The sequence below is a fragment of the Chitinophaga sancti genome (assembly GCF_034424315.1).
GTDB lineage: Bacteria > Bacteroidota > Bacteroidia > Chitinophagales > Chitinophagaceae > Chitinophaga > Chitinophaga sancti.
In genome coordinates, this window is record NZ_CP139972.1 from 3,530,826 (window position 1) to 3,543,886 (window position 13,061).

5 protein-coding genes are annotated in these 13,061 nt (G+C 43.4%); all 5 read left to right on the forward strand.

The window, feature by feature from the left end; genetic code table 11:
- Positions 1-443: 443 nt before the first annotated feature.
- From U0033_RS13555 to U0033_RS13575, 5 genes are read left to right on the forward strand one after another with little or no spacing between them, the layout of a single operon-like run.
- Complete coding sequence (locus U0033_RS13555) at positions 444-2,606, forward strand: hypothetical protein (protein ID WP_143150947.1); 2,163 nt, start codon at positions 444-446, stop codon at positions 2,604-2,606.
- Positions 2,607-3,695 carry a hypothetical protein gene (locus U0033_RS13560; protein ID WP_072365625.1) on the forward strand — a complete coding sequence of 363 codons (1,089 nt, stop codon included), beginning with the start codon at positions 2,607-2,609 and terminating at the stop codon, positions 3,693-3,695.
- A 7-nt stretch (positions 3,696-3,702) separates the two neighbouring features.
- Positions 3,703-10,005 (forward strand): PA14 domain-containing protein, encoded by a 6,303-nt coding sequence (locus U0033_RS13565; protein WP_072365623.1) that lies wholly within the window; start codon positions 3,703-3,705, stop codon positions 10,003-10,005.
- 1 nt (position 10,006) lies between these two features.
- A complete protein-coding gene (locus U0033_RS13570; protein ID WP_072365621.1) occupies positions 10,007-12,298 on the forward strand; it encodes a hypothetical protein in 2,292 nt (763 codons plus the stop codon).
- A gap of 17 nt (positions 12,299-12,315) precedes the next feature.
- Positions 12,316-13,053, forward strand: coding sequence for a hypothetical protein (locus U0033_RS13575; RefSeq protein ID WP_072365619.1), 738 nt, complete (start codon positions 12,316-12,318; stop codon positions 13,051-13,053).
- Positions 13,054-13,061: the final 8 nt, after the last annotated feature.

Genomic DNA, 13,061 nt, shown 5'->3' on the forward strand with positions numbered 1-13,061 from the left:
AAGTGCAATTGGTGGCTTGGGTTTTTACTCTATGGAATTGAATATAGCCTTTACTACAGGGATTAAGTTTGCCGCCCTTATACATATTGGTTATCCTACAGTGGCAGAAGTGAGCAATTTTATAACTCAAAACTGACCGCAGGCCAAATATCCCCATGAAACAATTAGTCTGCCGAAGCAAAAGCAATTTTTTCACAATATTATTTTGGAATATATTTTATTTAACTACATTTGTCTCAAACCAATTAAGAGGCGTATATAAATAACATTGTTGACCAATATTCACACACGACATTAATTAAAATCCATAACTATGTAAATATACATTCAATCCCGCAATTCAATATACCACATACTTTAAACCTCCTGCTAAGGCAAGTTTGAAAACTTTTATCGTAATATCATTGTTCCTCCTCACCGGGAGCAGGTTTTCCTATGCCCAAATGCAACGTAGTACCAACTTACCCGGCGCACCCGGCAAGGGAACTATTGTCGCATTCCCACGCGGTATTCGGCAATCCTCCGGAAATGTCTCTTACCTGTTGGCAAGTGACACGAATCATAATTTGGCGCTGATTCCTGTATTCGGTGACAAACGTTATGACACCACCGTATGGCATAAACCTCCGTCTGCACCATTCTTAAAGGTGCATGGCAATGTCATTTACGATTATTATTATCAATCTGGGGTAGATACGCCTTACGAGCAAAAAGATATTTACAAGCATACATTACAAACTTACCTGGATGTAACGGTCACGGACCAATATCCGATTCGGGTGGGCTTTTCCACTGCCCGTGGCAATTCTACTTTATTCAGAAATATCACGGGTATTAATATGCAATATACCAGTCGTGATTTCAGGAATTTGCTATTGCAAAAACTGGATAAATGGGATGCTTCCCGCATGGATCAGATGCAACAACTCAGACTGGAAAAAACACAACTGGATACGAAAGTATTTGAACTGGATCAGCTTAAAAGCTGGTTGTCTTCTCCTGCTCAGTTACAACGATTAGTAGAAGCCAGGGAGCGCCAGTTATACAGCCCACAGCAGCTTTCCATTCCTAAAGATTCAATACCTCTTGATCTGCTCTTAAAATATAAAGGTCGTCTAAAAGAGACACCGAAGGATAGTAGTTTCGAAGCGCAATACGCAGCCCGTAAACAAAAACTGGATTCACTCCAGCAACAATATGATACGCTTTATGAGTTGTACAAAACACATCAGAGAAGTGTGGGCAACATGAAGAGCGATATCATGAACAGTCGTAATAACAAAGAACTGGCGGCTAACCTGAAAGATATGAATCTGCCGGGTTCCATACTACCAAAGGGTTACAAGACATTGCTGGCCATCAGGAATGTAGGCATTGGTCGTACTTTGGTAGACTATTCCGAGTTGACAGCAAAGAACATCAGTATAACAGGTGTACAGGTGGAATACAATCCTTCTTGGTATGCTGCTGTTGCTACAGGTGTGGTGGATTACCGGTTTAGGAATTATATCGTAAACAGTGATGGGCCTAAACAATATCTTTCATTAGTACGTGGTGGGTATGGCATACGGGAAGGCAATCACGTGTATCTCACTTATTATTATGGCAAGAAACAATTGTATGATGTGAACAGTCACATCATGGGACTGGCTATAGAAGGGCGGTATCAGCTCACAAAGAATATTTACTTCACTGGTGAAGTGGCGAAGTCTTCATTGCCTCATTATCAAACGCCTGATTCATCACATCAGTTAAGCGCCATGCTGCGGTTTTCAGATCGTCGCAATGAGGCATATTCTGTAACGGGCAATGCATTTATACCAGCCAGCAGTACAAAGTGGCAGGCTATGTATAAGGTGATGGGGGCAGGATTTCAATCCTTTAGTTTGTTTACCACAGGCAGCAAACAAGTGGCTTGGAGTGTGCGGGTAGATCAGCCTTTCTGGAGAAAGCAGTTGTGGGTGATCGCATCCTTAACAAGGAATAATTATAACAGCAGTTACCAGCAGTCAGAATACCATAGTAATACTGTATTTAAAAGTATTCAGGCTACCCTGCGTATCAAACGTTACCCTGTATTGACGGTCGGCTATTATCCAAGTTCACAGCTTACAAAGTTAAGCGATGGCTCCTACATAGAAAATACATTCTATACGCTGGTAGGCACCCTGTCTCATTATTATAAGGTAAAAACGGCGACGATGAGCACCATGCTATCCTATACCCGTTTTTATAATAAACAGGCAGATAGTAGTTATCTCTATTTCAATACAAGAAACATACTGTTGAACCACGCACTTTTTGTGGGTCGTTTCGCCATACAGGGAACAGCATCTGCTGCCCTGAATGATGATTACAACCTATATGGGGGAGATGGCAACATTCATTATAAAGTACGCTCATGGATGGATGTAGGAGCAGGACTCAAATACAGTTATCAAACGGTATATGAGCTCAGAGAAGTAGGCTATTCCGGCAATGTGCGGGTAGATATCCCATACCTTGGCCAGGTTGCGGTCTTGGTAGATAAAGGATTTATTCCAGGTGCAGAAAAACGATTAGTATCCAATAATACAGGCAGAATCACTTATACGAAAATTTTTTAAATGAGACACATCCCGCTGATAGCGCTCATGATGCTATCGCTAAAAACCATGGCCCAGGTAAGTATGACCGTGCAGTTACCCCCCACAGGTGTGATGCAGAAGGCCCAGTTATGGAACATCCTGCTGGTATCGGCTTCCAGCTCACAAACCGTGGTTCACCTGGAATTGCGTATTACAGATGCGCAAAATAATCAGCCTATTCTTACAGGTGTTTCACGCGCCATTACGCTCAACAAAGGCGCAAAGCAGATTCAGGCAGGAGATGTTACCCCTGTAACTTACGAATATCTTTCATCTGCGGCTGACAGAAGTGCGAATGGATTACTGACTGCTGGTAGTTACATCGCCTGTTATTCTTTGATACAAAGTACAGGTGACGCCAGCAATGTGGTGGCGGAAAACTGTCTGCCATTCAACGTGGAGCCGGTAGCACCACCATTGCTGAATACACCTGCTGATCTAAGTATAGTGGAAGGCAATCTGCCGCAATTCAGCTGGCTGCCGCCTGCGCCATTGTCTATTTTCAGTGACCTGAACTATGATGTCACGATCGTAGAGCTACGGCGTGGACAATCTCCTGCGGAAGCTATTCAGCAGAACATACCTGTATATCGTTCTGCACATAATAAAACGCAGTTTCTAAACTACCCTGTATCTGCTGAAGCACTGGATACTTCGAAGAAATATGCATGGACGGTGATTGCAAACAATGGTAACCAGTTCGCGGCGCAGACGGACATCTGGACGTTTAAAATAAAAGGCGTGGTACCTGAGGCAACTATTTCAACGCAGGGAGCCTATATACAATTAAAGAAAGGGCTGGATGTTGCACAGTTTAGCAGCAATGGCACCTTACAGATTGGGTATAACAATGATGCAGGAGATACTACTGTGAAATATGAGATCGTGGCGTTGGATAATAAGAATGCGATCGTTAAATCCGGCACGCTTTCCCTTATCAGGGGACAGAACCTGTTGCAGGTAACATTAGACGCAGGTAGTATGACTTCTGGTCAGCGTTATTTATTCCACCTACTGAATGGAAGAAATGAATATTGGAATGCAAAGTTTGTCTACAATAAAAAATAGATCTTAAATGATATTAAATCGTGTTGCAGGAAGCAAGCGCCTGATTGCTTCAATGATGCTTGCTATACTCTACATGGAGATGGTGCTTCCTGCGTATGCTATTGGAGCGCCGGTAAAGAATGGTAAGTATTTACCTTTGCCTGCGCATCCCCCTATACCATTAACTGCAAGCAAACGAGCAGCTGTGATTAATCCGGTACCTGTAATTAACCCGGGAGGTGTACTCAACCCAGCATCGGCAATTGGTGCGAGAATTGCTCTTAATCCTGCTGCTGCGATTAATGCGGGAACTGCCATTAACCCTTCAGGTGCATTCAACCCTGCATCTGCGGCTGCAAGAGCGCCATTTATAGGAGGTCCTACCCAACCGGAAAGTCAGGCATTTCACTCTGTGAACAGTGATGATATGGTTGACCTTTTCAGTGGAGACTTTTCCTATACCATTCCTCTCATGGATGTGGGTGGATATCCTGTAGCCATTGGTTATAACAGTGGTTCAGGTATGGATGAAGATGCCAGCTGGGTAGGTCTTGGATGGAACCTGAACCCGGGAGCTATCAACCGCAACCTGCGTGGTTTACCAGATGATTTTAATGGAACAGACACTGTGCAGAAAGTAGTGGCGATCAAAGAAAACAAATCTATAGGTACAAGTATCGGTCTTTCAGAAGAGCTGATTGGTCTGCCTACAGAAAAACTTTTTGGATCAGGTGTGTCTGTTGGGGTAAGTGCTGGGATCACCTATAATAACTATAAGGGATATGGTTTTGAAGCAGGTATTAGCCCCAGCATCAACGTTGGTTCTTCTGCCATGGGTTCCCTGACCGGGGGGCTTTCACTCACGAATAGCTCTATGGATGGCTTATCTGTAGGTGCATCACTGGATTACCAGATGACGTTGAAGAAAGATGCTGATAATGGTCCGCTGATAGGCAGTGTCGGATTGGGAACGGGTTTCAACTCCCGCTCTGGGTTAAGTCAGCTGTCACTTTCTGTAGGTGCCAGACAATATCATACGGCCACTACGAACAATGGTAAATCAAACTCCTATTGGAGTAATAGTACCCATGGTGGTGGTACATTGATGTCTTTTGCATATCCTTCTTATCTGCCATCCATTACACTGCCTTATACCAATACAAACTTAACCTATAGTCTGAAGGTAGGTGGTGAGAAAAAGGTAGATGCCACCACGGTGTCTGTAAGTGGTTATTCCTCCACACAGGAGATCAAGCCAGAAGATCAGCATCTGGCTTTACCAGCATATGGTTACCTGAACTACCAGGGTGCAGGTACTAATAACAGGGTGCTATTGGACTTCAACCGCGAAAAGGATATTGCTTATCGTGAAACACCGGCAGTTCCCAATATTGGTATCCCATCCTATACCTATGATGTATGGTCTGTTTCAGGAGAAGGTATCGGTGGTAGCTTCCGTGCATATCGTGGTGAAGTAGGGCATGTGTTTGATCATTATAACAAAACAAAATACAGTGCCCTGAATGTGGGCGTAGACCTGGCATTAGGTGACCTGGTGCATGCCGGTGCTGATGTGGGATTGACCTATGCTTATACAGAGACCGGGCCATGGTCAAAGGATAATACTATGGCCAACGTCACTGCGTTTAGTAAGTCACACGATTCTTACGAAGCGGCTTACTTCCGTAACCCGTCTGAGCTGACAGTAAACGATAAAGATTATTACAAGAACCTGGGTGATGATGATGTGATAGCAGTAAAACTTTACCAGTCAGATAATAGTAGTTCTACTATACAGGCAACGAGTACTTTGAGCAAATACAATAATAAGAAGTCTACAGGTGATCAGCCGGTAAGTTCCCGTAGTTCAGGAAAGACCGTACGTGAAAAACGTACACAGGTCATTTCCTATCTGACTGCTGAAGAAGCTAATTCAGCTGGATTCTCAAAGTTTATAGAGAACTATTCAGAGAATGTTTTTAAAGCAAGTGCCTGCCCTGTCACCACTATAACAGAAGATCTGAATGGTGATGGTACAGGGTTGTTGGGTGAGTTCTATACCAAAACAGGATTTCAGACAAAGCTGAGGGAGAAAACAGATACATCCATCAACTTTGCCAACCGCCTGCAGATGAACGTAGGTATCAAAGACAGTATTTTCAATACGGTATTTAGTGCAAGATGGACAGGTAAGGTGAAAGCACCTGTAACCGGTACTTATACCTTCTATACAGAGAGTGATGATGGTATCCGTTTATTCCTGAATGATTCTGTCATCATTAAGCGCTGGAATGATCACCCTTCAAAAACAGACTCTGCAAAGGTGAACCTCATAGAAGGTGAGTATTACGATATAAAAATAGAATATTATAATAACCAGGCTGATGTAGTATTGAAATTGCAATGGGCTTATCCTTCACAGAGCCGCGTTACTATTCCGGGCAAATACCTGTATTATTCACCAGCTAAAGATTCTTTGGCAGTAGACAATGTGTCTCATGAAAACAGGGTGAATAGCTTCCGTATGAAGAATCATATCTCTGAAATAGATGTGGTAAATCAGGACGGGCGTAAGTATGTGTATGGCATTCCTGTTTACAACCTGCAACAGAAAAGTACAACTTTCTCTGTACAGGCCAAGAATGGTAATACTGCCACTGGTTTGGTAAAGTACACAGCTGGTACAGAAAACACTGTGAATAATTCAAGTGGTAATGACCATTACTTTTCCAGTGAACTTACACCGGCTTATGCGCATACCTACCTGTTGTCAGCAGTCGTATCACCGGATTACCAGGATCTGACTGGTAATGGGATCACTGCAGATGACCCCGGAGACGCTATTAAATTTAACTATACACGAATAGCAGGTATCAATAACCCTTATAGCTGGCGTGCACCCATAGGTGAGAACCAGGCTAATTATAACGAAGGCTTGAGAACAGATAGCCGCGATGATAAGGGTAGTTATATCTATGGTCAGAAAGAACTGTGGTACCTGAACTCTATTGAGTCCAAAGACATGATCGCGACCTTCAGTATCAGTGCACGTACTGATCTGCCTGCAATAGATGAAAATGGGGTAAGACATTATGGGGCATATGGCCGTAAGCTGGATTCCATTCGTCTTTATACCAAGGCAGAATTTATGAAGAGCAACCCTAAACCGCTAAAGGTGGTGCACTTTGAATATAGCAATGAATTGTGCCCTGTGACCGCTGGTGGTACCGATGGTAAACTGACATTGAAAAAGATCTGGTTCACCTACAATAATAACCAGAAAGGAAAACGCCATCCATACCTGTTCAATTATAATGCAAACAACCCGGCTTACAACAGCCAAAGCGTAGACAGGTGGGGTAACTATAAATCATCCACACAAAACCCCGGTCAACTGAATAATAACGATTATCCTTATTCCCTGCAGGACTCTGCAGTGGCGGCACAGAATGCAGCAGTTTGGGCGTTGGATTCCATCACCATTCCATCAGGTGGCAGGATCAAGATCGATTATGAAAGCGATGACTATGGTTATGTACAGAACAAGCGTGCTGCGCAGATGTGTAGCATAGCAGGGTTCTCAGCAACTGAACCGGGAGAAAACACTTCGCTGAGTGCAGACCTTTACAAAACGGGTAAAGACTACCAGTATGTCGTGATCAATGTACCAAAGACAGTGAGCAGTAAAGCGGAGGCATATACCCGCTACCTGGAGGGAATAGATAAATTATTCTTCAGGTTATATGTAAAAATGCCTTCAGATAAATGGGGAAGTGGTTATGAATACATCCCTTGTTATGCTACGATAGACTCTGATAATTACGGTTATTATAAGAACAGCAGTAAGATATGGGTACGTATCAAAGCGATCGATACTTATGGCAAAACAGACCTTGCTACCAGCATCTATAGCCCATTGGCAAAGGCAACGATATCTTACCTGCGTTTGAACCTTCCATCCAAAGCTTATCCTGGTTCAGAAGTAGGTGATAATGTGACTGCTATAGACATCATTAAAATGCTGGCGAGTCAGGCAGATAACGTATTTAATACCCTGCTCACCTTCGATGTGCTGGCAAGAGTAAAAGGCTGGGCAAAGACGGCTGATGTGGCAAGGAGTTATGTTCGGTTGAACAATCCATATTATAAAAAGTATGGTGGTGGTCTGCGTGTAAAACGCATCAAAATGTACGACCACTGGGATGCGATGACCAAACAACGTCAATCAATTTACGGACAGGAATATCAATATACCACTACCCGCACGGTGAATGGTCAGGAGGAAAAGATCAGTAGTGGGGTAGCTAGCTATGAACCACTGATAGGTGGGGAAGAAAATCCATGGCGCCAGCCGATAGAATATACTGAACAGGTATCAGTACTGGCACCGGTAGCGAGTGGGTATACGGAAACACCACTGGGTGAAGAATTCTTCCCGGCAGCGTCAATAGGTTATTGCAAAGTGAGGGTGAGAACCATTAATGCAAAGAATATCCGTTCTGTAAATGGATTCAATGAAACCTGTTTTTATACCAGTTACGATTTCCCTACACTGACAGATATGACCCTGCTGGCAGATGGTAAGAAACGCTTTAAACCAAAGCTGGCGAACCTGTTAAGAATTAACGCACGTCATTACCTGGCAGTGAGTCAGGGTTTCAAAGTAGAGTTGAATGACATGAGTGGTCGTGTGAAATCACAAGGTATGTATAGTGAAACGAATTCAACTTCCCCGATTACTTATACAGAGAATTATTATCGTGTAGATGATCAGACAGCAACGGCCAAGCACCTGAATAATACGGTGATGGCGATGACTGCAAAAGGTGTGATAGACACGACCGCAGTGATAGGTAAGGATATGGAGGTGATGATGGATATGCGGGAACAACATTCAGTCACTACTGCGTCCAATATACAGATCAATGGGGATCTGTTCACATTTGCATTCCCTCCCGTGTTCCTCATCCCGATGTTGCTGAGTGTGTATCACAGGGAGGAGACATTGTATCATTCAGCGGCGGTTTCCAAAGTAATATACAGACATGGCATATTGGATAGTGTGATTGCGATAGATAAGGGTAGTAAGGTGATCTCCCGCAACCTGATGTATGATGCAGAGACGGGTAATGTGATCCTTACGAGTACGCAGAATGAATATGGAGATCCTATTTACCAGTTCAGCATGCCGGCAGGCTGGGTGTATGATGGTATGAGTGGAGCATATAAGAATATCAATGTGGAGTTGGAACATGTGTACATCAGTCAGGGTAGGATCACATCTGGTGTGGAAAAACCGACAGATTACTTTAGTGGAGGTGATAAGATCCTCACTTATTCAAGATCAAAAACAGGAGGTACAGATTGTGCACCGCAGATCTCTACGTTTCCTGCAACAGCCATGATGTATACGGTGGATGCGAATGCACAGACGGGTGGTAAGCCAGATCTTTATTTTGTGGATGACGATGGGCAGCCATTCTCAGGAAATGACATCACATTGAAAGTGGTGCAGTCAGGCAGGAAGAATATGCAGGGAGTGGTTGGTTCAGTGGCGTTGTTGAATGATCCAAGAGTGAGGACAGATAAGGGGTATAGTCTGGTGCTGGACAATACATCAAAAGTGGTATCAGCATCAGCGATGGAGTATAGTGATCACTGGAAGGTGCCGGATAGTAAGAAGGGGGTGTTGTTGTCAAATTGTGTGACGGTGCCGAATCCTTATACCAATAATGATTGTGGGCCATTGTATGGGAATGAAAGGATCCTTTTCTCAGAATGGGGAGGGTGTACAGGAGCCAATCAATCATTTTTATTCTCTGTACCACTTCTCATTAAGGCCGATTCATTCCGGTCACATGTAAGTGAGGATTATGCCAGTCTTTGGGCGATCACAGTATCCTATACACAGGAACCTTATTATTGGGATTATTGTACTGCCAATACGGTATGTATAGATGCCAATGGGATAGTATCTTCTTCTGCTGCGGCTACTACAGCTACCGCTTCGGTGGCATCTGCCCGAAAAGCAGCTACTATTACAGCAGTAGTTGATTCAGTAGAGTTTACCGTTACAAATAATGATGTTGCTGCCCGGATCAAACTAAACACAGAGGATGGCAGAGAGGTAATTGTTGATAAAAATACCTCTCCTGTCGTGGTCAGAGTAGCCGCAGGAACGGCAGTTCGGGGTATTGTTACAGCCGGTGCCAATGCTGTCGTCGTCGGGCTTGGTGCTATTGGTGATTGTAAAGTACCACCGCATGGACGAAGAAATATAATGGTGTCACCGACTGAAAGCTCTGCTGTTAGTATTCAAAAATTAGATTAAAATGAAAAGATCCTTATATATACTGGTATATATTTGCCTGCTGACGGTGGGTGCTGCCAGCAGGTCTTACGGGCAGACTACCTGTACATGTAATTGCCTGAAGCCCGTATTTGATTATCTGATAGAGTCTAATAAACTGTTCACTTATACAGCTACAAATCAGATACTGATTTCAAAACTCATTTCAGATGCAACAGCTGCTGGTCATACTGTTTCGGCAAGCAGTTGCGATATCTTGAATGATAACAAAACCGGCTATTTTTACAACCTTACTACAGCGACTACAGGTACTGAAGTAAAACTGAAATTTGGCGGTTGTTCTGTTTCCCTGAAATCAACATCAGGTAAGTCAATCGATTTTTTGAATATGATCGGGGCCGCTTGCGACAACTCAGGGCAGGTGTCTTATATAAAAGGTCCGGTACGTGTACATAAGCGACTGGACGTAACAAGATCACTGGTGATATCAAAAGTGACTAGTGCATCCCCTCTTTTTCCTACCGCTACAACCTTTCCTGCATATTTCGTGGATTCTACCTCTGAAAGTTTAAGAATAGGGTTTTCATCCAATTACGGGAAAACAGGTGGCTTCAATATAATGAGCAGGATCGCATTTGATAGTGCGAAAGCTGCCATTCCTGATGAGGCGATCATCGTTGGTGCACACCTTCATGTCTTTGCTTATCCTAGTGGTTTCATGCCTCCCTATTATCCGAATGCACACTTGCCAACAACGGCCTGTTCAGGGTCCAGTGTATTTGTGTTCAGTAGTAGTACATTCACTTATTCAAAAGATCCGGCAACATTGTCTTTCCCTGGTGGTTGGGGTGATGGGCAGGCAATTTATACAACGACCCCAAGTGATGATGCGTCCTATAACATGACCAATTTTTGTACAAATTCATATGGTGGCATATATGATAACTCGGCGTTTGACAAAGGGATGGTGATGTTCCAGGCATCCTGGAAAACTATCCATTCCCCGGTAGATACTGTTACGCAGTATCATACTTTTTGCTCTGAAAAATACCCGGATCCCAGCAAACGTCCTTATTTAGACCTGGTATGGACTACAAACCAGCTTGATACTGTCACCATTGCGAAAATATATATAGACACCTGTACCGTTTGTAGCACAGTTAATTCATATAACTGTTATAGTGCCATTACAGATACCAGTGTCAATCCTTACAGGTATGGTATTCAGGGTAACTGGCGCCCACTCCGGTCCTTTGTGTATTACAACGCCCGTAACGGCGCTGCTATCAATAGCAATACAAACATCCGTACAGATGGTACCATCAGCAATTTCAGCAACTTCTGGCACTTCTCTGCTACAGATAGTACATGGCAGCCGCAGGATACTGCGACTTCCAGATGGGTATGGAATACAGAAAGCACCCTTTTCAACAGGAAAGGTGCTGAAATGGAAAATAAAGACCCATTAGGCAGGTACAATTCCGGATTGTATGGTTATCGCGATGCATTGGCTACAGCAGTAGCTCAGAATGCACGATACAGGGAAATAGGATACGATGGATTTGAAGATTACAAGTACGTAGGTAATAGTTGTGACAGTGTTTGTTCAGTGCCACGCAATTTCGATTTCTCTGCTTACGAAAGCTATTTTGATTCAACCATACAGCATACAGGTGCCTATAGTCTTCGTTTGGATACGGGTAAGAGTGCAGGTATCGTAACTACCATTTCAGGTACTGATGATCCTGACTTTGTACTCACTTATAATACCGGAACCAATAGCTGTAGCAGCAGTACCAATGTACTGAAGGGCATCAAAGCTGGTAAAGAAACCCTGTTACCATCTTTCTCACCGATCACAGGAAAACAGTTAGTGGTGAGTGCATGGGTAAAAGAAAGCGGACAGTGTGATGGTGTCACTTACACAGGTAACCGTATCAATATAGTGGTGACCCGTAGTACCGGAGACACTTCTATACTGGCTTATCCTTCTGGCAACATCATAGAAGGCTGGCAGCGTATTGAGCAGGTGGTGACTCTTCCTGATGGTGCTTCCAAAATGACGATCAATATGCAGAATATTGGCACTAACAAGGTGTACTTCGATGACCTGCGTATACATCCGTACAATGCCAATATGAAGTCATTTGTCTACAATGCAGAAAGCCTGCGTATCATGGCAGAGCTGGATGAGAACAATTATGCTACCTTCTATGAATATGATGATGATGGTACCGTGATCCGTGTGAAAAAAGAAACCGAAAGAGGCATCATGACCATCAAGGAGGCAAGAAGTGCATTACACAATGAATAGTTAAAACTGATTTATAGATGAAACGTCTAATTATAGTAAGCCTCCTGTTGACCTGTGCAAATGTGTTGTTTGCCCAGAAGGTGGATGGGCTGGATGAAGCGATCAATGCGATAAAGTCGGTAAGAGAAAGTGCCGTGCCCTATGGCTTTGAGATGAAATATAGCTATGCCAATGAAAGCAAGCCCACTGTATTACTTGACTCTTTGAATGGAGCTATTGTCATAGCTGGTAAAAATTACTATTGCAAAATGGATAGTACAGAAACCATTAGTAATGACAGGTACAATATTGTATTGTTCCGCGAGGATAAGATTATGTATGTAGGGGCTGCCAGGTCCGATAATACAGAGGATCCGATCGGGCAGATGCAGGGTGTGTTGGAAAAGTCCGGCGCGAATAGTTGTACGACTACCTATTGTGGTACAAAGAAGATCATCAATGTGGGATTTGCGGCAGGGGGTGCCTGTAAACAGCTGAAAATGGTGATTGATACTGCAGCACGTCATATGTTATCTATGGAGTACCTGATAAAAACGGCCATGCTGATAGATGCTCCTGATGCGGAGGCAAGAGTAGCTGGACAGGGGTATGATGAATACGCGGTGGTCAATGCCAGTTTTTACAACTATCATCCGTTTAATAAAGATACAGCATGGTTTAATGAAAACCAGTTCTTTTACAAAGAAGGAAGTGAATATAAACCAGCACCTGCATACAGAGAATATCAGATCGTATTGGCTACTCCTAACCTTTAATGAAATAA

What these genes read in the sequence shown, in the direction of transcription:
- U0033_RS13575 (WP_072365619.1), top strand. Translation starts at nt 12,316, where the DNA reads ATGAAACGTCTAATTATAGTAAGCCTCCTGTTGACCTGTGCAAATGTG.
- U0033_RS13560 (WP_072365625.1), top strand. Translation starts at nt 2,607, where the DNA reads ATGAGACACATCCCGCTGATAGCGCTCATGATGCTATCGCTAAAAACC.
- U0033_RS13555 (WP_143150947.1), top strand. Translation starts at nt 444, where the DNA reads ATGCAACGTAGTACCAACTTACCCGGCGCACCCGGCAAGGGAACTATT.
- U0033_RS13565 (WP_072365623.1), top strand. Translation starts at nt 3,703, where the DNA reads ATGATATTAAATCGTGTTGCAGGAAGCAAGCGCCTGATTGCTTCAATG.
- U0033_RS13570 (WP_072365621.1), top strand. Translation starts at nt 10,007, where the DNA reads ATGAAAAGATCCTTATATATACTGGTATATATTTGCCTGCTGACGGTG.